Below are 22,707 nucleotides of genomic sequence, written 5' to 3' on the forward strand. Positions count from 1 at the left end.
AGCGTATACCTGCGTGGAATCCCGGGCAACGAGGGGACCCCCATGGAAAGACCGAAATACCGCTCTGCGCTGATCGTCGGGACCGGCCCGGGGCTCAGCGCCTCGCTGGCGCGCCTGTTTGCCGGCAACGGCCTCGCCGTCGCGCTGGCCGCGCGTCAGACCGACAAGCTGGCGGCACTGGCCAAGGAGACCGGCGCTTCCACCCATGCCTGCAATGCCGCCGATCCGAGGGAGGTTGCCGCCCTGTTCGAGGCGCTCGACGCCAAGGGCCGGACGCCCGACGTCGTCGTCTACAACGCCAGCAACCGGGTGAGGGGTCCGCTGGTCGACCTGTCGCCCGACGACGTCAAACGCGCCATCGAGATCAGCGCCTTCGGTGCCTTCCTGGTCTCGCAGCAGGCGGCGAAGCGGATGCTGCCGCATGGGCACGGGGCGATCCTGCTGTCGGGCGCCACGGCCGGGGTAAAAGGCTTCGCCCTCTCGGCCACCTTCGCCATGGGCAAGTTCGCGCTGCGCGGCCTGGCGCAATCGATGGCGCGCGAGCTTGCGCCCAAGGGCATCCATGTCGCGCACTTCGTGATCGACGGCGGCATCAGGAGTGCCGCGCGGCCGGTGCCGGCCGACAATCCCGACAGCCTGCTCGATCCCGACGCCATCGCCGAGACCTACTGGGCCACGTTGCAGCAGCACCGCAGCGCCTGGAGCTGGGAGGTCGAGGTCAGGCCGTGGGTCGAGAAGTTTTAGACTCTTCCGGACCGCGCGTCCCGCGCGCTCCCAGCGAAGAGGTTCTAGAGTTCGCCCCGCAGCAGCTTCAGTGCCTCGTGCAGGTCGCCCAGCACGCGCACGGCCTTGCTGCGGACCTCGGGGTGCGGCGCCACGATGTCGGGCACGAAGAAGGCCATGGTGCCGGCGGCGTGGGCGGCGGTGAGGCCGACATTGGAATCCTCGAAGGCGATGCAGCGCTCGGGCGCGACCCCCAGACGCCGGGCCGCCTCGAGATAGACGTCGGGTTCAGGCTTGGCGTGGGTGACATCGTCGCGCGTTGCCAGCGCCTGGAAGCGGCCGAGAAGCCCGGCGCGGGCGAGATGGTGCTCAGCGGTGGTGCGCCCGGCCGAGGTGGCGACCGCGCAGGGCACGCCGCGCGCTTCCAGGAAATCGAGCAGCTCGATCGCGCCGGCTTTCACCGGGATGCGCTCGTCGAGCAATTCCCGGATGTTGGTGGAGAAGTGGCCGCGGAAGGTCTCGATGCTGAAGCCCTCGCCGTAGAACGCCTGGATCATCAGGTTGCATTCGCGGCCGGGCACACCGACCATCGCGTGGCAGAGGGCGAGCGGCATGTCGAGATCGAGCCGCCGCGCCGCCGTCTGCATGGCCTGGATGTAGAGCGCTTCCGTGTCGAGCAGCAGACCGTCCATGTCGAAAAGGGCGGCCTCGATGGGTTTCCTGAGCATGCTTTCGTTCTAAGCTCTGGGCCGGAAACGTCCAGCGGGAGAAAAATTCATGCGCATCCATAACCTATATGTCGACGCAAAAGGCGAAACTCACTTCCGTGATATCGAAGTCGAATGGAAGAACGAAGGCCGCGGCGGCAAGACCTCGGCGACGCTGCCCGCGACCGGAATCATCTTCCGTGAGACGCCCGGCACCTACGACTACGAATGGCATCCGGCACCACGCCGGCAATACATCATCAATCTCGATGCCGGCGTCAGCATCCAGGCGAGCGACGGCGAAACCCGGATCATCGGCGCCGGCGAAGTCATCCTGGTCGAGGACACGCACGGCAAGGGCCACTGCTCGAAGGCCATCGAGGGCAAGCTCCGCCATTCCATCTTCGTGCCGATCGAGTAATCCGTGGAGCGCGCCACTCCAGTGGCGCTCATAGGGTCCACACCATGAGAAGAGCGCCACTGGAGTGGCGCGCTCCTATGAGGTTCCGATGAACATCCAGACTCCCGTCGATCCCACCAACGATCTCGTCGAAGCCGCCAGGCGCGTGCTGCCGGGCGGCAGCTTCGGCAACATGCCGGCCGAGGTGATCCTGAAAGAGGGCAAGGGCGGGCGGATCTGGGACGAGGCCGGCCGCGAATACGTCGACTTCCTGCTGGGCTCGGGGCCGATGTTCGTGGGCCATGCCCATCCCGACGTCACGGCGGCGGTGCAGGCGCAGGTGCCGTTCGGCACGACCTTCTTCGGCAACAACCGCCATGGCATCGCGCTCGCAGCGGCGATCGTCGACGCGGTGCCTTGTGCCGACCAGGTGCGCTTCGTCTGCTCTGGCACCGAGGCCGACCTCTACGCCATGCGGGCGGCGCGGGCCTTCCGCAAGCGCGACAAGATCCTGAAGTTCGAGGGCGGCTATCACGGCATGAGCGACTATGCGCTGGTCTCGCTCGCGCCCAAGAACCCCGGCAATTTTCCGCGCGGCTCCGTCGATTCGGCGGGCATTCCGAAATCCGTCGTGGACGAGATGGTGGTCGCGGCCTTCAACGACATCGACATGGTGAAGAGCCTGATCGAGGAACAGAAGGACGAGCTGGCGGGCGTCATCGTCGAGCCGTTCCAGCGCCTGATTCCGCCCAAGCCCGGCTTCCTGCAGGCGCTGCGGGAAGTGACCGCCGAGCACGGTATTCCGCTGATCTTCGACGAGGTCGTGACCGGCTTCCGCTTCGCCTATGGCGGCGCCCAGGAATATTACGGCGTGACGCCCGATCTCTGCACGCTCGGCAAGATCGTGGGCGGCGGTTTCGCCCTGGCGGCCATTGCCGGCCGCGCCGACATCATGGCTCATTTCGACCGCATCACCATGAACGATGAGGATTTCATCTTCCAGGTCGGCACGCTCTCGGGCAATCCTGTGGCTTCCGTCGCCGGTCTCGCGACGCTCGACGTGCTGAAGCAGCCCGGCACCTACGACAAGGTCTTCGCTACCGGTCGCGAGCTGATGGGCACGCTGCAGGAGCTCCTGAAGTCGGCCGGCTTCAGGGCGCAGGTGATCGGCGAGCCGCCGCTGTTCGACATCCTCTTCACCGACCAGCCGATCAAGGACTATCGCGACACGCTCAAGGCCGACACCGCGATCCTGAAGCGCTTCAACCAGCTTCTGCGCGCGCGCGGCATCATGAAGGGCGAGAGCAAGTACTATGTGAGCGTGGCCCACACCCGGGCCGACATCGACCACACGATCGGCGCCTGGACCGATGCGCTCAAGGAGCTGAAGGCCGGCCGCTAGAACAGGTGAAGTCCAACGGTGAGGTCCAACGTGCGCAAACCGACAATTGCGGCGAAACCCCGGCCGGATCCTGAAGCATCGGCCGTGGGCCAGTGTCTTTGCGGCGCGGTGGAAATCGAGATCGGGACTCCGGCGCGATGGGCTTGGCACGATCATTCCAGCGCGACGCGGCGGGCGCACGGTGCCGCCTATGCGACCTATGTCGGCAGCTGGCGCAAGCGCTTTCGCGTCACCAGAGGGGCGGACGAGATCACGCGCTTTGCCGACGAGACCACCGGGACGACGAGAAGCTTTTGCGCCCGCTGCGGCACGCCGCTCGCCTATGAGCGCGCCCGGTCGGCGCACATGGTCAATGTTCCGCGCGCGCTGTTCACGACCCGCACGGGCCGGGAGCCGCGCTACCACATTGCGATCGACCAGCTGCAGGACTGGACATATCTCGGCGAACCGCTGGTTCCCCTGAAAGGCTTTCCCGGGGTTGTGTGGGAACGGCCGAACCGGAAAAAGCGCGGTCCATTGCCCAAATATCGCTAACACGGATTTGCAGGTTCAGCAGGTTTGGCGTATATTTTCAGGTAGATTGGCGATGTTTCGCCAGCACTGCCAGCACCGCCCGAAGGCTTCGCCTCCGGGCGTTTTTTATGGTCCACGAATGGTCCATTTTCTGTAACCGCCGGGGGACACCGATGACGACGGGCAGTCATCGCCGGTGGCACAGTTCGTCGGGGCGAGATTGCTCTTTTAGACCATACCGTTGATTGCGGTTTTTGGCACAGGCAGCGGCACACCGCGTGGCACAACGAGGTGTGCCACGAAATGGTCCACTCAGGGTTCGTCCCGGACCTTCCGGTTGAGCAGGCTGCCCAACACCAGGCCGAGGACGAGGTCGTCCTCGGCGCCGAAGGTCAGGTGCACAATGCGCCCCGCGCGGTCGATGACGACGGTCGAGGGCGTCCCCTTGAAGCCGTAGGCAGCCATCGTGAGCGGAACGGGACCGTCCGGTGAGGGGCGGTCGACGGCGACCGGCATTTTCAGGCCATACTCGTGCAGGAAGGCTTCCAGTGAGACTGGCGTCATGGCCGCGTGATGCTCGAAGACGGTGTGGAGGCCCAGCACCACGAGATCGTCGAGACCCTTGGCGATCTCGTGCAGGCGCCGCGCCTGTGGGACGGCATGGGCGACGCAGCCGGGACAAAGCATCTGGAAGGCATGCAGCACCACGACCTTGCCGCGAAACATGTCGAGCGCCAGCGGCCTGTCGGTGTTGAACCAGCGCTCGGCCTCGATCGGCGGTGCCGGAATCGGTGCTTCGTTCATGGTCTAGGGCTCGGCCATGCCCTTCTTCTTGAGTACCGGCAGGTTGGAAGGATCGGCCAGCATCAGCAGCAGCGCGTCGGCGGCGGCGGGGTTGCGCGAGGCGGCGGAGACACCGCCCGAATAGGCGATGTAGTGCTGGACCTCGAGCGGGATGGGCCCCACCAGCGTCGTGCCCGGCACGGCCAGGAGCTCGCTCGTCGGCTGCAGGGCGATCTCGGCCTCGCCGGTCACGATCTTCTCGGCCGAGTACCCGCCCTTCACCAGGACAGTCTTGGGTTTCAACTCGGCGGCGATGCCCATCTTTTCGAACAGATGGGCAAGATAGGTGCCGGCCGTGCCGCCCGACGCCGGATCGGTGTAGGCGATGGCGCGGGCCGCCAGCAGCGTCTTCTTGAAGGCCTCGACGCTGGAAATGTCGGGCAGCGGCGCGCCCTGCTTGACGGCGACGCCGATGCCGACGCGTGCCAGCACCTTGGCGCTGCTCTCGACGATCTTGCTGCCGAGCAGCGGGCCCAACCGTGCGGGCGGCATGACGACCACGTCGAAGTATTCGCCGGCAGCGACGCGGCGCGCGAGCCCGCCCGCCGTGTCGTTCTCGACCGTGACCTTGTGGCCGGTGCGCTTCTCGAACTCGGGCACCAGCTCCAGCGCCACCGGCTTGTAGGCACCGGCGGTCAGCAGTTTCAGATCGGCCGCGGCGGCGCTGCCGAGGCCGGCGAGGAGGCAGAGGACGGCAAGGACGATACGCATGGTCGGAACCTCAGGTGGGCGTGCCCATGATGTAGGGTTTCAGCATGGCATACAGCAAGGCATGGGTGGGTGTCGGCACGCCATGTTTGCGGCCGAGCTCGATCACCTTGCCGCTGAGCCACGGCAGTTCGATGCGGTTGCCGCGCAAGAGATCGGCGCCCATCGAGGCCATGAGATGCGCCGGCGCGTTGCGGTTGAAGTTGAGCGTGCGGTCCACGGCGTCGGCCGGCAGCGCGATGCCGGAGGCGCGGCCGACGGCCACCACTTCCTCGTAGGCGGCGATGAAGTAGGGCGCGATGTCGGGGTCGTCGCGCAGATGGCCGATCGGCAGGCGGGCGAGCGCCATCATGCTGGCGTTGGAGGCGAGCAGGATGAACTTCATCCAGAGCTCGGTCAGGATCGCCTCGCTGAAGACGCCGTCGATGCCTGCCCTGGCGCAGGCGGTGGCCAGCGCCTGGCCACGCGCGCTCCTGGCGCCATCGAGTTCGCCGAACACCATGCGCATCACCGTGCCGGTCTGGCGGATCACGCCGGGCTCGGCGATGGTGGCGCTGATGTTGGCGACGCCTGGCATCACCGCCTGCTTGCCCAGGATCGGGATCAGCCGCTCGTGGGCGTCGATGCCGTTCTGCAGGGTGACCACGGCGGTGTCCTTGCCGACCATGGGCTTGATCTGCTGGCCGGCGCTGTCGACGTCCCACAGTTTGACGCAGAACAGCACGAAGTCGACCGGACCGACCGTCTTGGGATCGTCGGTGGCCTGCGCGGGAGACACATGGGTCTCGCCCCGGCCGCCTTCGACCCTGAGGCCCTTGCTCTTCATGGCGGCCAGGTGCGCGCCGCGCGCGATGAAGGTGACATCGGCGCCCGCCTTGGCGAGGGCTGCGCCATAGCCGCCGCCGATGCCGCCCGCGCCTACGATTGCAATACGCATGAAACGCTCCTCGAGTGGACTCTAGACGATGCTGGCGACCAGCAGGCAGCCGCCGTGGCCGGCGAGGACCGTGGCGTCGGTCGTCTCGAGGCGCAAGCCGTGATCGCCCGCCAGGACATGGCGTGTGCCACCGACGTCGAGCGCGCTCTCGCCCAATGGGTTGTAGACGATGTGCGTGCCCGGCCCGAGCCGGAGCGAGCGGTCCTCGTCGAGAACCCTGAGGTCGATCCGCACCTTGGCGCGATTGCCGATGAGGTTCACCACCTCGACTGGGCCCGCCTCGAGACGACTCGTGACCGGCGTCTCGCCGGCGAAGCGCACCGGCCGGAACGGCTGGCGGACATCGATCTCGCCGTCGGGCGTCTTCAGCACCAGGCCGCTGCCGGCCACCAGCACCTGCACGCGGTCGAAGCCGCGGTAGTCGGAGAAGGGACCGGGGGCCACGATGGGCGTGCGGCCGAAGCGCCAGACGTCGCCGTCCCTGTCGGTCGCGACGGCAATGTCGACGGTGGCGCCGCCGCCGTTCCGCCAGGGCGTGGTGACGTACTGAGTGGGGTCGAGCCGGCTGATCGTCATGAGGAAGCGGCGACTGCGCCATCGGCCAGGAGGGCCGCGATCTCGGGCGGCGTAAAACCGTGCTCGGCCAGGATCGCCTGGCTGTGCTGGCCCGGCAGCGGCGCCACGGCCCTGGGCGTGTCGGCGGCGGGCGGCAGCGTGCCGGGCAGCGCCGGCACGGGTACCGGCTGCGGCACGCCCGCCTGTTCGAGCCAGTGGATCAGGCCGGTCTCGCGCACGTGCGGCTGGGCGAGGAACTCGGCGTAGCTGTTCAGCCGCTCGTGCATGATGCGGCCATCGGTCAGGCGCCGGGCCCACTCGGCGCAGGGCCGGGCCGCGATCGCCGGGCGCACGATGGCATAGAGAGCGGCCTCGTTGGCGAGCCGCGCCGCCGGACCCGCGAAGCGCGGATCGGCTGCCAGCGCGGGCATGTCCATGGCGGCACAGAGGTTCTTCCAGTCGCGGTCGTTGATGGCCAGGATCGACATCCAGCCGTCGGCCGTCTGGAAGACGCCGCCGGGCACGCCGCCCGGCTTCATCGTGCCGCCCTCGAGATGGCAGGCCATGAGCCGGATCGCCTGCAGCGCGGTGACGCCCTGCATCAGGCTGACGTCGATGTAGCGGCCGTGCGTCTCGTCGCGTCGGGCGTAGAGCGCGGAGGCGAGCGCCTGGTAGGCATAGAGCGCCGTCGACATGTCGGCCACGATCACCGGCACGCGATGCGGGATGCCGTCGTCACCGCGGTTCTCCGACATCAGGCCGGTATAGGCCTGCAGCACCGGGTCCATGGCCGGCCGCTCGGCCAGCGGCCCGGTCTGGCCGAAGCCCGAGATTGAGAGATAGAGCAGACGCGGCACGCGGGCGGAAACGGCTTCATAGTCGAAACCCAGCCGGCGGATGACGCCGGGCCTGAAACCTTCGAGGAAGACGTCGGCGCCGTCGAACAGGCGCCACAGCACCTGCTTGCCGGCCTCGGTCTTGAGGTCGATGGCGATGCTGCGCTTGCCGAGATTGCCGATGATCGAGAAGGCCGTGTGGCTGCCGTAGCGGACGCCGAGCGCGCGGGCCCAGTCGCCCTCGCCGATGCTCTCGACCTTGATCACCTGGGCGCCGTGCTGCGCCAGCAGCATGGCGCAGTAGGGCCCGGCAATGCCCTGGCTGAGGTCGATCACCTTGAGGCCGGCGAAAGGCGCGTCGTAGCTCATGTCATGACCATAGCGCGGGATCGGCGCCTGCGGCCATGGTGCGCGTCAGGTCGGTTCCTTGAGGCGGTACCAGGCGGCGTAGAGCGCCGGCAGGAACAGGAGCGTGAGCAGGGTGGCGACGATGATGCCGCCGATCATGGCATAGGCCATCGGACCCCAGAACACCTCGCGGGCGATCGGGATCATGCCGAGGCTGGCGGCGGCTGCGGTCAGCAGGATCGGGCGCAGGCGATGGGTCGTCGCCTCGACCACGGCGTTCCACGGCGCCAGCCCCTCGGCCAGGAACTCGTCGATCTGCGCCACCAGGATCACCGAGTTGCGGATGATGATGCCGATCAGCGCCAGCACCCCCAGGATCGCCACGAAGCCCATGGGCTGGTCGGTCGCCAGCAGTGCGGCCACGACGCCGATCAGCCCGAGTGGCGCCACGCTCACGACCAGGAAGAGCTTCTGGAAGCTCTGGAGCTGTATCATCAGCACCGTTGCCATCAGGAACAGCATCAGCGGCACGACATCGGCGATCGGCTGCTCACCCTTGGCGCTCTCCTCGACCGTGCCGCCGATAGCGATGCTGTAGTCGGCCGGCAGTGCGGCCGCGAACTTAGCGACGGCGGGTTTCAGCTGGTCGACGATCGTCGCGGGTTGCAGGCCACCCAGCACACCTGCCTGCAGCGTGATGGTGGGCTGGCGGTCGCGCCGCCAGACGATCGGCTGTTCGAGCTCGAACCGTATGTCGGCAATGGCGAACAGCGGGATGGGCTGGCCGTTGCGGCCGGCGAGCTGCAGGCCCTGGAAGGTCTCCAGCGCCACGCGCTCGGCGCGCTCGGCCCGGCCTACGACGTTGATCAGGTAGATGCTGTCGTACATCTGCGTGATCGACGAGCCGCCGACCACGTTGTTCAGCATGGTGGCGATATCCTGCGAGCTGATGCCGAGCTGGCGGGCGCGATTCTGGTCGACGCGGATCTTCAGGACTTTCCCGGGCTCGTTCCAGTCGTAGACGATGCCGCCGACGTTCGGGTTGGCGGCGACCACGCTGGCGAACTCCTGCGTCAGGCGGCGCACGGTCTGGATGTCGGGTCCGCCGATTCTGTACTGGATCGGCCGGCCGACCGGCGGTCCGAGGTCGAGCGGATGGACGAAGCCGTCGATGCCGACGAAGTCCTCGCGCAGGAGCTTGCGCAGGCGCTCGGCCACCCGGTCGCGCGCCGCGACATCGGTGGTCACGATCACGACCTGGCCGAAGAAGGGATTGCCGAGTTGCTCGTCGAGCGGCAGGTAGAAGCGGACGGCGCCGCGGCCGACATAGGAACTCCAGCGCACGATGTCCTTGTCGCCGGGCAGCGCCTTTTCCAGACGGTCCATCTGCTTCTTGGTCTCGGCGATCGAACTGTCCTGCGGCAAGGTCATGTCGACCAGCAGCTCGGGCCGGTCGGCCGTCGGAAAGAACTGGTTCTGGACCAGGCCGAGGCCCACGACCGAGAGGGCGAACAGGACCGCCGTCACGCCGATGGTCAGCCACCGCCAGCGCATCGCCAGCACCAGCAGGCGCGAAAACCCCGCCTTCAGCCGTGACGGCTTCGCTTCGTCCTGCTTCGCGGCTGCGCGGGGCAGCAGGCTGACGCCGAGCAGCGGGGTGAACAGCACGGCCACTACCCAGGAGATCAGCAGGGCGGCCGCTATCACGGCGAACAGCGTAAAGGTGTATTCGCCGGCCGAGCTGCCGTTCAGCCCGATCGGCACGAAGCCCGCGACCGTCACCAGCGTGCCGGTCAGCATGGGGAAGGCGGTCGAGGTATAGGCGAAGGTCGCTGACTTCTCGAGCGAATCGCCCGCCTCGCGCCGTGCCACCATCATCTCGACCGAGATCATGGCGTCGTCAACCAGCAGGCCGAGCGCGATGATCAGCGCGCCGAGCGAGATGCGCTGCAGGGTGATGCCGGAATATTCCATGAAGACGAAAGTGCCGGCCAGGACCAACGGGATGGCGATGGCCACGACCAGCCCGGCGCGCAGGCCGAGGCTGAGGAAGCTGACCGCGAGCACGATGACCACGGCCTCGAACAGCGCCTGCGTGAAGCCGCCGACCGCCTCCTCGACCACGGCCGGCTGATTCGACACGAGGTGGACGCCGACGCCGATCGGCAGCTCCGACACGATCTGCCGCATGCGTGTCTTCAGGTCCTCGCCGAACTGGATGACGTTGCCGTTGGCCTTCATGCCGACGGCGATGCCGATCGCCGGCTGGCCGTTGAAGCGAAACATCGGCTGCGGCGGGTCGACATAGCCGCGCGTCACGGTGGCGACGTCGATGAGCCGGAAGAAGCGGTCGTTGACGCGGATGTTGACGGCGCGAAGGCTGTCCTCCGAGGTGAACTGGCCCGTCACCCGCAGGCTGACCGTCTCGGCGCCGGCCTGCACGGTGCCCGATGGCGCGATTGCGTTCTGCGCCTGCAGGCTCTGCAGGACGGCCTGCTGGTCGACTCCGAGACCCGCGATGTGCTGGGTCGAGAAGTTGAGATAGATGACCTCGTCCTGCACGCCCAGCAGCTCGACACGTCCGGCCCCGGGAATCTTCAGGACCTGGGTCCTCGCCTGCTCGGCATAGTCGCGGAGCTGGCGGAAGGAGAGACCGTCGGCTGTCAGGGCGTAGATGTTGCCGAACACGTCGCCGAACTGGTCGTTGAAGAACGGCCCCTGCACGTTGGTCGGCAGGTCGGAGCGGATGTCGTTGATCTTGGCGCGCACGTCGAGCCAGATCGCCTTGATGTCGCGGCCGGGCGTCGTGTCCTTGAGGTTGACGAAGACGGTCGTCTGTCCAGACGTGCTGTAGCTCTTCGTGAAGTCGAGCGTGTTCAGCTCCTGCAGTTTTCGCTCGATGCGGTCGGTGACCTGATTCGTCATCTCCTCGACCGTGGCGCCGGGCCAGCTTGCCTGCACGATCATCGTCTTGATGGCGAAGGAGGGATCTTCCTCGCGGCCGAGCCGCAGGTAGGAGAAGGCGCCCGCCGCGACGATCGCCAGCATCAGGTACCAGACGAACGAGCGGTGGCCGAGCGCCCACTCCGAGAGATTGAACCTGTTCACTTGAGGGCCTCGCTCGGGAGCTTCACGGCCTGTCCTAGTTTCAGGCTGTGGATGCCGGCAGTGACCACGCGCTCGCCAGCCGACAGGCCCGAGGCGACGGTGATCGTCTCGGCCGTGCGACTCGTGACGGTGACGTCGCGCAGAGAGACGGTGGCGTCCGCGCCGGAGGGCCTCTTCTCGACCACCCACACCCGGGTCTTCGCGTCCGTCTCCAGCAGCGCCGCGGCCGGCAGGTCGATCCGCGGCGATATCGGCTTCTGCAGGGTCACGTACACCGTGACGCCGAGGCGGAAGGCCGGTACGGGATCGTTCAAGGTCAGGTAGATGGTACGCGTGCGCGTGGTCGGGTCAGCCGCCGGATCGACGCCGCGCACGGCCGCCGCCTTCATCGCCGTCGCGGGATCGAGCCGCACCTGCATTTCGAAGTCGTTGCGGTTGGCCAGGATGTCAGCGAGGTCGCTGGTGACGGAGAACACGGCTTCCCGGATTTCCGGCCGGGCGATGGTGACGATCTTCTGGCCGGGATTGACCACTTGGCCGGGCTCGGCGTAGCGGCCGGTGACGACGCCGTCGAAGTCGGCATGGATCTGGGTGAAGGAAAGCACGTCCTGCGCCCGGCGCAGTGACGCCTTGGCACGTATGAGGTTGGCGGCGGCGGTATCGCGATTCTGCACGATCACGTCGAACTGCGCCTGCGGCGTGATGTTGCGTTCCACCAGCGGCCGCTGGCGCTTCTCCTCAGCCTCGGCGTTGGCATACTGCGCCTCGGCATTGGCCAGCACGGCTTCGGCGTTGCGCACCAGGATGAGTTGCACGGACGGATCGAGGGTGGCGATGTCGTCGCCCTTCTTGACGATGGCGCCGACATCAACGAACCGCGCCACCATGCGGCCGAAGACACGGAAGCCGACATCCGTGCTGTAGCGTGGCTGGATACTGCCGACGAACGGCCCCAAGATCTCGGTCTTGTTGATCTCCGCCTTGACCGAGAGGACGGGCCGGACGGGCGGGGCGGCCTCGGCTTGCCGGTCCTGCCGGCAGGCGCCAAGCAACGCGAGCAGGGCGATGCCCAGCAGGCCGGCACCCTGGCGTCTCATGGCTTGGTCTCCGCCGCGATCTCGACCTTCTGTCCCGGTCGCAGCAGCTGCACGCCGGCGGTGACCACGCGCTGGCCGTTCTCAAGTCCGTCCGTCACCGCGATGACGCCGCGGATGTAGCGGTCGACGGTGATCGGCTTCAGTGACACCGTGTTGTTGCTCGGGTCGACCAGCCATACCGCCGGCGCGCCGTCGATCTCGAACAGCGCGCCCCAGGGCAGCAGGAAGACCTTGCGCAGCTTCATGGCGCCGACGCCGTTGGCGATGGCGCCCAGGTTCATTCCCGGTGGCGTCTCGCGCAGTCCGATCTTGACCGTGATGGTCATCGTGCTGGGATTGATCGCCGGCGAGATCTCGCGCACGTCGCCGATGGTGGAGACGGCGGGATTGGACACCAAGGAAATTGGGAGGCCCTTGTCCGTGGCGAGATTCGCCAACGCCCATTCGTGAACGTTGAACACCGCGTCGCGGGCGCCGTTGCGTGCCACGGTAAAGATGGACTGCGCCTGTGCCACGACCTGGCCGGCCTCCGCGCTGCGGGCGGTGACGATGCCGTCGGCGTCGGCGCGCAGCACGGTGTAGGAGAGCTGGTCCTCGGCCGACGCGAGCTGGGCGCGGGCCTGGTCGAGCTGCGCCTGCGCCGACCGCAGGGCGGCCTCGGCCTGGTCGTGGTCGCGGCGGGTAGTGTTGCCGGTGGCGAGGAGGTTCTTCTGGCGGTCGAAGCTGGCGGTGGCCTGCTGGAGCTGGGCTTGCGCCGACTGCACGCCCGCCTTGGCCGAGTCGAGTTCGGCTTGCTGCTCGACAGGATCGAGGCGGGCCAGCACCTGGTCGCGGACGACAGGATCGCCGACATTCACCAGGCGTTCACTGATCTTGCCGCTGATTCTGAAGGAAAGCTCGGTCTCGACCTGGGCCGCGATGATGCCGGTGAGGGTGATGGCGGGTGCAAAATCGACGAGTTCGGCGGTGGTTGCCTTGACCCGCGTGAGCGGCCGCTGCGCAATCGCATCCTGCTTGCAGCCGGCAAGCAGTCCGAGGAAGGCGACGCACATGCACGGCAACGCCAACCAGCGCCAGCGATGAAGGAAGTGTGGCGGAATCTGCAGCCCCTTTTCTGGAATGATAACAGGTTCCACAATTGATGCCGAGTATGGGCGTCTACATAATGATGCGTGTCCTTGATCGAGCGTCTCACCTTCATCGGACTCGAACAGGCGTTCGAACCTGAGAAGGCCTTCGGCGGCCCCTTGGCGGCTCATGAGTATTTCCGCTTGCCGCCTGAAGGGGCGGGCTTCAGCGTCGAGTTCGATCCCGACATGGCCGCGCGCTACCGGGTGTGTTGATGGGGCCCGTCAAGGTCGATCCGGCCAAGGTCCGCGAGTTCGCCAACGCCGCGAGCTTCTACCGATGGCTCGGCAAGCATCGCGACAAGGCCGATGAGCTCTGGATCAAGATCCACAAGGTGGATTCGGGGCTGAAGTCGATCACACCAAAGGAAGCCATCGATGTCGTGCTCTGCTGGGGCTGGATCGACGGGCTGCGCAAGGGATTCGACGACAGGAGCTATCTGCAGCGCTACACGCCGCGCGGCCGCAAGAGTGTCTGGAGCCAGATCAATGTCGACAACGTTGCCAGGCTGATCAAGGAAGGCCGGATGACCGGGCACGGGCTGGCGCAGGTCGATGCGGCCAAGGCCGACGGGCGCTGGGCCCGCGCCTACAAGAGCAAGGACACGAAGATCCCGGGCGATCTCCAGGCCGCCATCGATGCCGAGCCCGAGGCCCGGGCGATGCTGGAAAAACTGAGCGCACAGAATCGCTTTGCGCTCGCCTTCCGCACCAGCAACATGAAGACCGAGGCGGGGCGGACGAAGAAGATCGCGACCTTCGTGGCGATGCTCAGGCGCGGCGAGACGATCTACCCGCAGCGCAAGAAGTGAGCGGCGGTTGACGATCCACCGATGTGCAAAAAAACGCATGCAGACCACCCCGCAGGGGCACAGCCAGCCGGGCCACGTCGGAGTAGACTCGGTTTAACTGCAAGGGGGAGCCGCCATGCCGATCGCCAATCGTCTCTATGCCGAGTTTCTCGGCACTGCGTGGCTCGTGCTGGGCGGCTGCGGCAGCGCGGTCCTTGCGGCCGCCTTTCCCCAGCTCGGTATTGGCTTCGCCGGCGTGGCGCTGGCCTTCGGCCTCACCGTGCTGACGATGATCTACGCCGTCGGGCCGGTCTCGGGCGGTCATTTCAATCCGGCGGTAACCGTTGGCCTCGCCGTCGCCGGCCGCTTTCCCAAAGGCGAAGTCCTGCACTATGTGGCGGCGCAGGTGCTGGGTGGCATCGCGGGGGCGGCAATCCTCTACGTCATCGCCACGGGCAAGGCGGGGGCCGATATCGGCGGCTTCGCGACCAACGGCTACGACGCGCAATCACCTGGCAAATATGGCCTGGTGTCGGCCCTCGTCATCGAAGTCGTCATGACCTTCGGCTTCGTCACCGTCATCCTGGGCGCCACCGACAAGCGGGCGCATCCGGCGGCTGCGGGCCTCGCCATCGGCCTCGCCCTCACCCTGATCCATCTGGTGAGCATTCCGGTCACCAACACGTCGGTGAACCCGGCGCGCAGCACGGCGCCGGCACTGTTCGTGGGCGGCGCGGCGCTCTCGCAGCTCTGGCTGTTCTGGGTGGCGCCGCTGCTGGGTGGCGCGATCGCCGGCCTCGCCTACGGGTTGTTGCGCCGCGACGACTGACGGCGCATCCCGGCCAATGTAAGGTGGCAGAGCGTCGACCGACTATCGGAAGGCCGGCTATCGGAAGGATCGCACAATGACCATCGCCAAGTATCTCGCTCTTGCCGCTTTTGCCGTGGCGCTGCCGGCCGCCGTCCTGGCCCAGGACGGCGAGGTCAAATTCTGGCTCAACGCAGCGCCCAACAACATCCAGGGCTGCATCGCGGCCGATCCGCAATTCACCCGCGAGCATACATTCACGCTGAAGAGTGGCCAGGCGGAGGTGAGCATGCCGGGCAACATCCACGTCAAGCTGAAGCTCGGCCAGCCAAACATCTATGCCGGCGATTTCGTTCTCGGGCGCCTGAATCTGCACATGATCGCCGATCTGGCGGCGACGCCCAAGACCTTGACGGTCACGGAAAAGAGCCTCGGCTGCAAGTGGTCCGCCATCAAGCAATAGACCGCAGGTCCATCCCTGTCGCGGACTGAAGCCGGATGCATCGTCGGTGCCTGTTGGGTGGGCTGGGCGCAGGGGCGGCCGCCGGGTTGCTCGGCGGCTGTGATGCGCCGGGCCGACTCGCGTCCTTGCCGGCGCGGCTGCACGGCCAGGCGTCGTTTCACGGCATGCCGGTGGGCACGCGGATCGTGCTCGACGGATCGGACGAGGTGCTGCTCGGTCGCGTGGCGTCGGAGGCACTTGATCGGGAGCTAGCCTGGGCCATGCGCGAGGGCAGGAGCGACGTCGGGCCGGCCAACTTCCTCGCCATCTCGGGTGGCGGTGCGAACGGCGCATACGGCGCCGGACTGCTCGTGGCGTGGAGCGAACGGGGCACGCGGCCGGAATTCAAGGTCGTCACTGGCGTCAGCACCGGAGCTCTGACCGCGCCCTTCGCCTTCCTGGGCGAGCAATACGACCGGCAACTCGAGCATTTCTATACCGGCATCAGCACGGCCGACATCATGGTGTCGCGCGGCCTTCTGATCGGTCTGACCAGTGACTCGTTCTACGATTCAACGCCGCTGCTGCAGACGATCCGCGGCGTGCTCACGCCGGAGTTCGTCGCGGCGATCGCACGCGAATACAGCGACAAGGGCCGCCTTCTGATCGTGGCAACGACCAATCTCGATATTCCGGCGGGCGTGCTGTGGAACATGGGCAGCATCGCTGCCAGCAGCCACCCGCGCCGCGCCGAACTGATGGCCAGGATCCTTCTGGCTTCGGCTTCGATTCCGGGTGTGTTTCCGCCGGTGATGATCGATCTCGAGGCGGGTGGCGAGCGTTTTCAGGAGATGAATGTCGACGGCGGGACGGTCGCCCAGGTGGTGCTCTATCCGCCGTCGATATCGCGCCCGGGTCGGCTTTCCGACATCCATCGCGACGCCCGCCGCAGGCAGGCGTTCCTAGATCGAAAGCGCAGCCTTTACGTGATCCGCAATTCGCGCCCCGGCGGAGACTTCGAGACAGTCGACCGCCGGACGCTCAAGATCGTCGAGCGGGCGGTGGCGACGCTGATCAGCACGCAAGGCCTCGGCGACCTCTACCAGCTTTACCTTCTCGCCCACCGCGATGGCATCGACTACAATGTCACTTACATTCCGCAAAGCTTTTCCAGGAAGCTGCGCGAGCCGTTCGACCAGGAGTACATGAAAAACCTCTTCCAGGTCGGGCGCGAAGCGATGCTGAAGGGCGCGCCTTGGCACAAGTATCCGCCCGGCTACGATCCGGTCCCGATCACCCGGCAAACGCCGGCATGATCATCCACTGGAGGTCTGTGGGCGGGATACGACCGACATGAAATCGCCCAGGCTGTCCGTTCCGTTCAGCATCACGATCCTGACGTTGATGGCGCTGGTCCTGGCGCCGCTCAGCACAGCGCTGTTGTGGCTCGGCTGGCAGGCGGTCGATGGGCTGGAGAAACGCAGCGCCGATCAGCGCGTGACCGTGCTCGAGACGGCGGTGGAGCGCTTCCTGACCGACGGGCTGCGCGCCGTGATCTCGGTCGGCCAGACGCTGTCCGTGGCGCCGAGTTTCAACGCCGAGGAAGGGTCGGCCGCCGACGATGAGCGCCACCGGCAGCTTATCGCCCTGCTCGACCGCCATCCTGCGGTAACCGCCGCCTTTGCCGGATATGCCGACGGCCATTTCGTCTATGCCGGTCGTCCGGACTCGCTGTCGATCGCCCAGCGCACCCAGTACGACCCACCGGACGGCGAGTCGCTTATCGTGCGCACCATCGACGGCACACCGCCGACGCGGCGCGAGACCTGGTGGTTCCAGACGCCTGATGGCAAGCGCAGCGGTGCGCAAACCCAGTCGAGCGACTACGACCCGCGCGCCAGGCCCTGGTATGTCGAAGCCTTGAACGTCGGTGGCCCGGTGCTCACGCCGCCTTACCGCTTTGCCATGTCGAACGAAGTGGGCATTTCTGCCGGCATGCCGTTACCGGGCGGCGCTGGCGCGATCGGCTTCGACTTCACGCTCGGCACGCTGTCGCAGCTGATTTCGGCCTACAAGATCACCGCCAACTCGATCATCATGATTGGCCAAGGCACGTCCGGCGTCGAGATCGAATCGGAGGCCTGCGCGCCGGCCGCTCCGACTTGCCTGCCCGGCGACGCCGCGGTGCGAGTGGAACTCAAAGAGGCGATCCGCGAGGCGGCCGACAATGATCGCCGGATCGATCGCCGTATCGAGGTGTCGGGGCATATATATCGGCTGATCGTGCGTCGGATGCCTCTGGCGATGGGCCAGCGTTTCGTAGTGGCCGCCGCCGTCCCCGTCTCGGAACTTGCCGCAGACTCGATCACGCTGTTGCAACACGCTGCCGTAGCGGCGGCGATTGCCGTGGGTTTGGCGATCCTGGGCACGCTCGCGGCGTCGCTGTTGTTGTCCCGGTCGCTGGCGCGTATCACCGCCAAGACCGAGCGCATCCGCGATCTCGACTTTTCCGACCGCGTGCCGGTGCGAAGCCGCATCAGGGAAGTCGTCCGGCTGTCCGATGCCGTCGAGCGAATGCGCGAGGGCCTCGAGGTGTTCGGCCGCTACGTCTCGAAGGATCTCGTCCACCAGATCATGCATTCGCCGGAGAGCAGCGGCGTCGGCGGCACGCGCCGCGAGGTCACGGTGATGTTCACCGACATCGAGGGCTTTTCGCTGCTGAGCGAGACGATGGAACCGGAACTGCTGACCAGCCGACTGTCGCGCTACTTCGAAGTACTGGGCACGGCCATCTCCGCCAACCACGGCATGATCGACAAGTACATCGGCGACAGCATCATGGCGTTCTGGAACGCTCCCGAACCGGATCCCGATCACATCGCCAATGCCTGCCGGGCGGCCCTGCAGGCCGCCGCCGCCGGCCGTCAGCTCGCGGAGAAGTGGCGGCAGCGCGGCCGGCCGGGCTTTCGCACCCGTTTCGGCCTGCATACCGGTCCGGCGGTGGTTGGCAATGTCGGCGCGCGCGAGCGCATCAACTACACGCTGGTCGGCGCCGTGGCGAACCAGGCGTCACGACTCGAAGGGCTGAACAAGGTCTACGGGACGGAACTGCTGGCGAGCGGCGAGGTGGCCGGCGCCACCGCCGATCGATTCGTCTGGCGTCATATCGACCGCATCGTGGCGGTGGGGACGACCGAGGTGCACGACATCCATGAGCCGCTGGGCGAGATCGACACTGCCGCCGATCATGCCGAGCTGCTCGCCCACTGGCAGGCCGGGCGCAAGGCCTATATCGAGGGCAACTTCGAGGCTGCGATCGTCTGCTTCAACGCTGTGGCGACCCTGCGGCCGGGCGACGGGCCGAGCCGCGTCTTCATCGAGCGTTGCACCGGGTTTCTCCAGGGCGGCACGCCCGCCGGCTGGGACGGCACCTGGCGTCTCGACAAGAAATAGCGGCGCCCGGCATGCGGAGTCAGGGGCCGCGCATCAGCGCCTGCACGTGGGCAACGACGGATTCGGCCAGCGCTTCCAGATCGTAGCCGCCCTCGAGGGCCGAGACGATGCGCCCTTCGGCGTGCCGATCGGCGATCGTCAGAAGTTCGTCCGTCAGCCACGCGAAATCCGCGGTCTCGACGTTCAACTGCGCCAGCGGATCGCGGCGGTGGGCATCGAAGCCTGCCGACACGATCAAGAGCTCCGGCGCGAAGACGTCGAGCGCGGGCAGGATGCGATCGCCCCAGGCGGCACGGAACTCCGCACTGCCGCTGCCGGCGGCGAGCGGCACGTTGATCACGTTTCCCGCCACTCCGCGTTCGCGCGCCGAGCCGGTGCCGGGGTAGAGCGGCGACTGGTGGGATGAGGCGTAGAACAATCGCGGATCGGCTTCGACGATGGCCTGGGTTCCTTGACCGTGATGGACGTCGAAGTCGACGATCGCCACGCGCTCCAGACCGTAGACGGCCTGGGCATGCAGGGCACCTACGGCGACGCTGTTGAACAGGCAGAAGCCGCCCGGAATGCTCGGCAGGGCATGGTGCCCGGGTGGACGGACCGCGGCGAAGACGGTTTGCGCGGCATCGCGCATCACCGCATCAACGCCGGCGACCACGGCGCCGGCGGCGTGACGCGCCGCTTCGGCGCTCTCGGTGCTCATGATGGTGTCGGCGTCGACCTGGACGAGTTCGCCGGCCGGCGGCCGGACACCGAGGATCGCCTCGACATACTCCTTCGGGTGCACGCGCACGAGCTGCTCGAGGGTGGCGGCGGGCGCTACAACGGAAACCAGATGGGCAATGGCCGCATCGTCGAGCGCGGCCAGCACCGCGCGGAGCCGGTCGGGTCGCTCCGGATGGTAATCGCCGGTGTCGTGGGCCAGGAATGACGGGTGGCTGATGAGGAACGACGTCATGTCCTTCCTCTAGCGCGGCGCGTGTCGCCGGGATAGGGCATGCGATCCTTCGCTTGAGCCGCCTTGCGATGGGGCGATAAGATGCCGGCTCATCCGGGGGACCCAAATTGATGTTGCGTTCGATTGTCGTTGCCGTGCTCTCGCTGTTCGCCGGCAGCGCGCTGGCCGTTGACACCACCTTTCTGCTGGTCAATTCGACGGCCTATCCGATCAGCGAGATGTCGATCTCGCAGACCCAGCTGAGCATGTGGAGCCCCAACCTTCTCCGTCCGCCCGTCATCAAGGCCGGCGAGTCCCGGCAGGTGGTGATCCCGGCGTCACAGCTGGTATGTCAGGTGGATATCAAGCTCGGCTTTGCCGATGGCGGCGCGCCAGCGATCTGGCAGTACCTGAACCTGTGCAATCTCAGGCGGCTCCAGGTCTTCTACGACCGCACCAGCGGCATCACGACCGCCAAGTACGACGAATGAGCCCCGCCCGCCGGTCACACCACCACTGAATTCAGGGCGTGGGCCATCGCCGTTTTCAGCATCTCGGGATTGAACGGCTTGGTGATGATGAAGGCGGGTTCGAGGCCGTGTCCGGTCAGGAGCCGCTCGGGGAATCCGGTCACGAAGATGACCGGCGCCGACACCGCCTTCAGGATCTCGTGAACGGCGGCGATGCCGCTGTCGCCATCCCGAAGCTGGATGTCGGCGAGCACCAGATGGGGAAGATGCTTCTTGGCGAGGTCGATGGCGGCCCGCTCGGTGGGAGCGATGCCCACAACCTGATGGCCGGCATTGCGCACGATCTTGGCGACGTCGAGCGCGATCACCGCCTCGTCCTCGATGACCAGCACGCGCACGGAGGCAATCCGTTCCAGTTCGCCGCGCGCCTGCTTGAGGTCGGCCTCTGCGTCATCGACGCGGATTCCCAGAATGCCTGCGACCTCGTCGATCGAAAAACCTTCGAGGACGGTGAGCAGGAGTACCTGGCGTTGCCGTTGCGGGATGTCCGTCAGGTGCATCTTGAGCCGCGCCGGCGCGTCGGTCGCTTCGGCCGGCTTCTTCGGGTCGAGAAGGCTGAACGGCAGCTGAAGTCTGTGGAAGACGGTGAAGATGTCGGCTGCCGTCGTGGCCTTGGAGCCCAGGAGTTCAGGCTGCTGCAGCAGGACCTCGACGCACATCCGGACCCATTGGTCGCCCTGCTGCTGGCTGCCCGTCAGCGCACGCGCGTAGCGGCGCAGGTACGGCAGGACGGCGGCCGCTTGTTTCTTCAATCCGTTCATTTTTGCGCTTTCGTCGACGCCCGGCCATCAACCATGGACGACCATGCTTCTATCGGCGCCGTAGGATGTGGGCGAGGGTGCTGACGATGAACAGCACGAGAAACACGAAAAAGCAGATTTGGGCGAAGCCTGCGGCCGTCGAGGCGATGCCGCCGAATCCGAACAGAGCGGCGAGCAGAGCAATGACAAGAAAAGCAAGCGCCCAATTCAACAAGTGGTTCTCCCCTGAAGAGTACGGCAATCGAAACGCTCCCGGAGACGAAAGGTTCCCTTGACCGGACGCAGAAAGGGCCCGCGCAGGCGGGCCCTTTTCGAGATCAGGCGGTTTGCGGCGTTACGGCGTTCTGGTCTGTGGGCTGATGATGTTGCCCCGGGCATCGATGCGATTGCCCTGGGTGTCGTAGCGGAAGCCGAATTCGTCGCGGAAGGCCACCTCGCCGGTGGTTGTCGGACGGGGCTCGACGTACGCCGGAGCATAGGCGACCGGATAGCTCGCCGCCGCGTAAACCGGCGGGGGCGAAATGCGATAGCCGCTGGCATCGACGCGATAGCCTTGGGCGTCGACCCGGTAGCCGTATTGATCGGTGCGATAGGGCGGGTAGGTCTGCACGCTCGCTTCCGAGCGATAGCGACGGGCATCGATCTCGCGGCCGACGCAACGGTCGAAGCGGTCGGTCCGTGGCTGCAGACCGTAGGAGTAGCAGGCATCCTGGGCGTCCCGGGTCAGGTTGACCTCGGCATAGTCGGCGCTCACCCGGCCGCTCGTGCGGGCGGCGCGTTCACGCGACACGCAGCTGTTGTAGCCGGCGGTCCCGGGGCTGAAGCCGTAATCGACGCAGGCTTGCTCGGAAGTCGCGTAGGTCGCGGGATAGCCGGCCGGTGTGGCATAGCGGGCCTGCTGCGGGCTCTGGCAGGCGGTTGCGAGCAGCCCGACCGAGACTGCCGTGGAAATTCGAAGGATCATGTGGGTCTCCCTGTCGTCGGTTACTGAAGGAACGCGGGCGGTCCCGGGAGGTTGCGCACCCGCGCGGGAACTCGCTGTCTTGCGTCGATTGGCTATGGAACCTGGCCGAATGATCGCCATGTCTAGGATCAGGAGTAACCTCGAATGGCAGCGCCTTCGCTTGCTGTAGCGCGCCCGCCGTTCAAGGATGGTCTGGTGGCCCTGCTACCCGACCTGCGTGCGTTCAGCCGTTTCCTTTGCCGTGAGCGCGCGGCGGCCGACGACTTGGTGCAGAACACCGCCGTCATAGCGCTTTCCAAGCAGGTCCAGTTCGAGCCCGGCACCAACCTCAAGGCTTGGCTGTTCACGATCGCCCGCTCGCAATTCTATTCGAGCCTGCGTTCGGCACGGCGGCGCACCGCCACGGTCGGATGGGGCGACTCAGAGAATGTCGCCGGGGTCGACCGCGCCGATCGCTCGTCCGACCTGATCGATCTGTCCAGGGCGCTGTGGTGCCTCAATCCGGAGTATCGCGAGGCGCTGATGCTGGTCGGGGCCTGCGGATTCTCCTACGAGGAGGCGGCGGCGGTGTGTACCTGTGGTCTCGGGACCATGAAGGCGCGGGTGTCGCGGGCCCGTCGACGGCTTGCCGAGGTCCTGGCCGATACCGGGCCATCCACCCTCCCGGCCAGGAAACATGTAGCGATTTCAGCGGGATAGGCAGTTTCTGCGGTTTGTTTG

The 22,707-nt window shown here is 66.6% G+C and carries 25 protein-coding genes; 12 read left to right on the plus strand and 13 right to left on the minus strand.

The features are described from left to right. Positions 1-42 precede the first annotated feature (42 nt). Positions 43-744: an SDR family NAD(P)-dependent oxidoreductase gene (locus EPO55_RS13385; protein ID WP_296337375.1), complete on the plus strand. Its 702-nt coding sequence runs from the start codon at positions 43-45 to the stop codon at positions 742-744. Between the two features lie 44 nt (positions 745-788). Here the strand turns inward: EPO55_RS13385 and EPO55_RS13390 are convergent, their stop codons facing one another. Continuing rightward, positions 789-1,451 (minus strand): HAD family phosphatase, encoded by a 663-nt coding sequence (locus EPO55_RS13390; protein ID WP_296337376.1) that lies wholly within the window; start codon positions 1,449-1,451, stop codon positions 789-791. Positions 1,452-1,500: 49 nt separating this feature from the next. Here EPO55_RS13390 and EPO55_RS13395 point away from each other — a divergent pair, with 49 nt between their 5' ends. From EPO55_RS13395 to EPO55_RS13405, 3 genes are all read left to right on the plus strand, one after another. Beyond that, positions 1,501-1,851, plus strand: a complete 351-nt coding sequence (locus EPO55_RS13395) for a hypothetical protein (protein WP_296337377.1) — start codon at positions 1,501-1,503, stop codon at positions 1,849-1,851. A gap of 88 nt (positions 1,852-1,939) precedes the next feature. After that, positions 1,940-3,232, plus strand: a complete 1,293-nt coding sequence (locus EPO55_RS13400) for an aminotransferase class III-fold pyridoxal phosphate-dependent enzyme (RefSeq protein WP_296337378.1) — start codon at positions 1,940-1,942, stop codon at positions 3,230-3,232. Positions 3,233-3,262: 30 nt separating this feature from the next. Then, complete coding sequence (locus EPO55_RS13405) at positions 3,263-3,766, plus strand: GFA family protein (RefSeq protein WP_296337379.1); 504 nt, start codon at positions 3,263-3,265, stop codon at positions 3,764-3,766. Positions 3,767-4,057: 291 nt separating this feature from the next. Here EPO55_RS13405 and EPO55_RS13410 read toward each other — a convergent pair whose 3' ends face one another. The 8 genes from EPO55_RS13410 to EPO55_RS13445 are packed head-to-tail and all read right to left on the minus strand — an operon-like array spanning position 4,058 to position 13,229. After that, complete coding sequence (locus EPO55_RS13410) at positions 4,058-4,549, minus strand: redoxin family protein (RefSeq protein WP_296337380.1); 492 nt, start codon at positions 4,547-4,549, stop codon at positions 4,058-4,060. 3 nt (positions 4,550-4,552) lie between these two features. Next, the gene (locus EPO55_RS13415; RefSeq protein WP_296337381.1) at positions 4,553-5,299 is read right to left on the minus strand and encodes a substrate-binding domain-containing protein; all 747 of its coding nucleotides are present in this window, start codon (positions 5,297-5,299) and stop codon (positions 4,553-4,555) included. A gap of 10 nt (positions 5,300-5,309) precedes the next feature. Next, complete coding sequence (locus tag EPO55_RS13420; RefSeq protein ID WP_296337382.1) at positions 5,310-6,233, minus strand: 2-dehydropantoate 2-reductase; 924 nt, start codon at positions 6,231-6,233, stop codon at positions 5,310-5,312. 21 nt (positions 6,234-6,254) lie between these two features. Next, entirely contained in the window at positions 6,255-6,809 is a 555-nt protein-coding gene (locus EPO55_RS13425; RefSeq protein WP_296337383.1) for a HutD family protein, read from the minus strand. Beyond that, entirely contained in the window at positions 6,806-7,993 is a 1,188-nt protein-coding gene (locus EPO55_RS13430; protein ID WP_296337384.1) for a CoA transferase, read from the minus strand. Before EPO55_RS13430 ends, EPO55_RS13425 begins: the two co-directional genes overlap by 4 nt. A 45-nt stretch (positions 7,994-8,038) precedes the next feature. Beyond that, entirely contained in the window at positions 8,039-11,080 is a 3,042-nt protein-coding gene (locus EPO55_RS13435; RefSeq protein WP_296337385.1) for an efflux RND transporter permease subunit, read from the minus strand. Then, the gene (locus EPO55_RS13440) at positions 11,077-12,177 is read right to left on the minus strand and encodes an efflux RND transporter periplasmic adaptor subunit (protein ID WP_296337386.1); all 1,101 of its coding nucleotides are present in this window, start codon (positions 12,175-12,177) and stop codon (positions 11,077-11,079) included. Before EPO55_RS13440 ends, EPO55_RS13435 begins: the two co-directional genes overlap by 4 nt. Continuing rightward, entirely contained in the window at positions 12,174-13,229 is a 1,056-nt protein-coding gene (locus EPO55_RS13445; RefSeq protein WP_296337387.1) for an efflux RND transporter periplasmic adaptor subunit, read from the minus strand. Before EPO55_RS13445 ends, EPO55_RS13440 begins: the two co-directional genes overlap by 4 nt. A 126-nt stretch (positions 13,230-13,355) precedes the next feature. Here EPO55_RS13445 and EPO55_RS13450 point away from each other — a divergent pair, with 126 nt between their 5' ends. The 6 genes from EPO55_RS13450 to EPO55_RS13475 all read left to right on the plus strand — a co-directional run bounded on the left by EPO55_RS13450 (position 13,356) and on the right by EPO55_RS13475 (position 18,798). After that, positions 13,356-13,520: a hypothetical protein gene (locus EPO55_RS13450; RefSeq protein ID WP_296337388.1), complete on the plus strand. Its 165-nt coding sequence runs from the start codon at positions 13,356-13,358 to the stop codon at positions 13,518-13,520. After that, the gene (locus tag EPO55_RS13455; RefSeq protein WP_296337389.1) at positions 13,520-14,116 is read left to right on the plus strand and encodes a YdeI/OmpD-associated family protein; all 597 of its coding nucleotides are present in this window, start codon (positions 13,520-13,522) and stop codon (positions 14,114-14,116) included. The genes EPO55_RS13450 and EPO55_RS13455 overlap by 1 nt, the downstream gene beginning before the upstream one ends. Positions 14,117-14,237: 121 nt before the next feature. Next, positions 14,238-14,924: an aquaporin Z gene (gene aqpZ / locus EPO55_RS13460; protein WP_296337436.1), complete on the plus strand. Its 687-nt coding sequence runs from the start codon at positions 14,238-14,240 to the stop codon at positions 14,922-14,924. 76 nt (positions 14,925-15,000) lie between these two features. Further along, positions 15,001-15,366 (plus strand): hypothetical protein, encoded by a 366-nt coding sequence (locus EPO55_RS13465; protein ID WP_296337390.1) that lies wholly within the window; start codon positions 15,001-15,003, stop codon positions 15,364-15,366. Between the two features lie 35 nt (positions 15,367-15,401). After that, complete coding sequence (locus tag EPO55_RS13470) at positions 15,402-16,661, plus strand: patatin-like phospholipase family protein (RefSeq protein ID WP_296337391.1); 1,260 nt, start codon at positions 15,402-15,404, stop codon at positions 16,659-16,661. A gap of 37 nt (positions 16,662-16,698) precedes the next feature. After that, a complete protein-coding gene (locus tag EPO55_RS13475) occupies positions 16,699-18,798 on the plus strand; it encodes an adenylate/guanylate cyclase domain-containing protein (RefSeq protein ID WP_296337392.1) in 2,100 nt (699 codons plus the stop codon). A gap of 19 nt (positions 18,799-18,817) precedes the next feature. Here EPO55_RS13475 and EPO55_RS13480 read toward each other — a convergent pair whose 3' ends face one another. Continuing rightward, entirely contained in the window at positions 18,818-19,753 is a 936-nt protein-coding gene (locus EPO55_RS13480; protein WP_296337393.1) for a histone deacetylase family protein, read from the minus strand. A 110-nt stretch (positions 19,754-19,863) separates the two neighbouring features. Here EPO55_RS13480 and EPO55_RS13485 point away from each other — a divergent pair, with 110 nt between their 5' ends. After that, positions 19,864-20,223 (plus strand): hypothetical protein, encoded by a 360-nt coding sequence (locus EPO55_RS13485; RefSeq protein WP_296337394.1) that lies wholly within the window; start codon positions 19,864-19,866, stop codon positions 20,221-20,223. 14 nt (positions 20,224-20,237) lie between these two features. Here the strand turns inward: EPO55_RS13485 and EPO55_RS13490 are convergent, their stop codons facing one another. The 3 genes from EPO55_RS13490 to EPO55_RS13500 all read right to left on the minus strand — a co-directional run bounded on the left by EPO55_RS13490 (position 20,238) and on the right by EPO55_RS13500 (position 21,987). After that, positions 20,238-21,023 (minus strand): response regulator, encoded by a 786-nt coding sequence (locus tag EPO55_RS13490; RefSeq protein WP_296337395.1) that lies wholly within the window; start codon positions 21,021-21,023, stop codon positions 20,238-20,240. Positions 21,024-21,072: 49 nt separating this feature from the next. Next, positions 21,073-21,237: a DUF1328 domain-containing protein gene (locus EPO55_RS13495; RefSeq protein WP_296337396.1), complete on the minus strand. Its 165-nt coding sequence runs from the start codon at positions 21,235-21,237 to the stop codon at positions 21,073-21,075. A gap of 120 nt (positions 21,238-21,357) precedes the next feature. After that, positions 21,358-21,987, minus strand: a complete 630-nt coding sequence (locus tag EPO55_RS13500) for a hypothetical protein (protein WP_296337397.1) — start codon at positions 21,985-21,987, stop codon at positions 21,358-21,360. 144 nt (positions 21,988-22,131) lie between these two features. Here EPO55_RS13500 and EPO55_RS13505 point away from each other — a divergent pair, with 144 nt between their 5' ends. Continuing rightward, positions 22,132-22,686 carry a sigma-70 family RNA polymerase sigma factor gene (locus EPO55_RS13505; protein WP_296337399.1) on the plus strand — a complete coding sequence of 185 codons (555 nt, stop codon included), beginning with the start codon at positions 22,132-22,134 and terminating at the stop codon, positions 22,684-22,686. The last annotated feature ends 21 nt before the right edge of the window (positions 22,687-22,707 follow it).

It is taken from the genome of Reyranella sp. (assembly GCF_004296935.1).
Taxonomy (GTDB): Bacteria; Pseudomonadota; Alphaproteobacteria; order Reyranellales; family Reyranellaceae; genus Reyranella.

What these genes read in the sequence shown, in the direction of transcription:
- EPO55_RS13385 (WP_296337375.1), top strand. Translation starts at nt 43, where the DNA reads ATGGAAAGACCGAAATACCGCTCTGCGCTGATCGTCGGGACCGGCCCG.
- EPO55_RS13390 (WP_296337376.1), bottom strand. Translation starts at nt 1,451, where the DNA reads ATGCTCAGGAAACCCATCGAGGCCGCCCTTTTCGACATGGACGGTCTG.
- EPO55_RS13395 (WP_296337377.1), top strand. Translation starts at nt 1,501, where the DNA reads ATGCGCATCCATAACCTATATGTCGACGCAAAAGGCGAAACTCACTTC.
- EPO55_RS13400 (WP_296337378.1), top strand. Translation starts at nt 1,940, where the DNA reads ATGAACATCCAGACTCCCGTCGATCCCACCAACGATCTCGTCGAAGCC.
- EPO55_RS13410 (WP_296337380.1), bottom strand. Translation starts at nt 4,549, where the DNA reads ATGAACGAAGCACCGATTCCGGCACCGCCGATCGAGGCCGAGCGCTGG.
- EPO55_RS13415 (WP_296337381.1), bottom strand. Translation starts at nt 5,299, where the DNA reads ATGCGTATCGTCCTTGCCGTCCTCTGCCTCCTCGCCGGCCTCGGCAGC.
- EPO55_RS13420 (WP_296337382.1), bottom strand. Translation starts at nt 6,233, where the DNA reads ATGCGTATTGCAATCGTAGGCGCGGGCGGCATCGGCGGCGGCTATGGC.
- EPO55_RS13425 (WP_296337383.1), bottom strand. Translation starts at nt 6,809, where the DNA reads ATGACGATCAGCCGGCTCGACCCCACTCAGTACGTCACCACGCCCTGG.
- EPO55_RS13430 (WP_296337384.1), bottom strand. Translation starts at nt 7,993, where the DNA reads ATGAGCTACGACGCGCCTTTCGCCGGCCTCAAGGTGATCGACCTCAGC.
- EPO55_RS13440 (WP_296337386.1), bottom strand. Translation starts at nt 12,177, where the DNA reads ATGAGACGCCAGGGTGCCGGCCTGCTGGGCATCGCCCTGCTCGCGTTG.
- EPO55_RS13445 (WP_296337387.1), bottom strand. Translation starts at nt 13,229, where the DNA reads ATGTGCGTCGCCTTCCTCGGACTGCTTGCCGGCTGCAAGCAGGATGCG.
- EPO55_RS13455 (WP_296337389.1), top strand. Translation starts at nt 13,520, where the DNA reads ATGGGGCCCGTCAAGGTCGATCCGGCCAAGGTCCGCGAGTTCGCCAAC.
- EPO55_RS13465 (WP_296337390.1), top strand. Translation starts at nt 15,001, where the DNA reads ATGACCATCGCCAAGTATCTCGCTCTTGCCGCTTTTGCCGTGGCGCTG.
- EPO55_RS13470 (WP_296337391.1), top strand. Translation starts at nt 15,402, where the DNA reads ATGCATCGTCGGTGCCTGTTGGGTGGGCTGGGCGCAGGGGCGGCCGCC.
- EPO55_RS13475 (WP_296337392.1), top strand. Translation starts at nt 16,699, where the DNA reads ATGAAATCGCCCAGGCTGTCCGTTCCGTTCAGCATCACGATCCTGACG.
- EPO55_RS13480 (WP_296337393.1), bottom strand. Translation starts at nt 19,753, where the DNA reads ATGACGTCGTTCCTCATCAGCCACCCGTCATTCCTGGCCCACGACACC.
- EPO55_RS13485 (WP_296337394.1), top strand. Translation starts at nt 19,864, where the DNA reads ATGTTGCGTTCGATTGTCGTTGCCGTGCTCTCGCTGTTCGCCGGCAGC.
- EPO55_RS13490 (WP_296337395.1), bottom strand. Translation starts at nt 21,023, where the DNA reads ATGAACGGATTGAAGAAACAAGCGGCCGCCGTCCTGCCGTACCTGCGC.
- EPO55_RS13500 (WP_296337397.1), bottom strand. Translation starts at nt 21,987, where the DNA reads ATGATCCTTCGAATTTCCACGGCAGTCTCGGTCGGGCTGCTCGCAACC.
- EPO55_RS13505 (WP_296337399.1), top strand. Translation starts at nt 22,132, where the DNA reads ATGGCAGCGCCTTCGCTTGCTGTAGCGCGCCCGCCGTTCAAGGATGGT.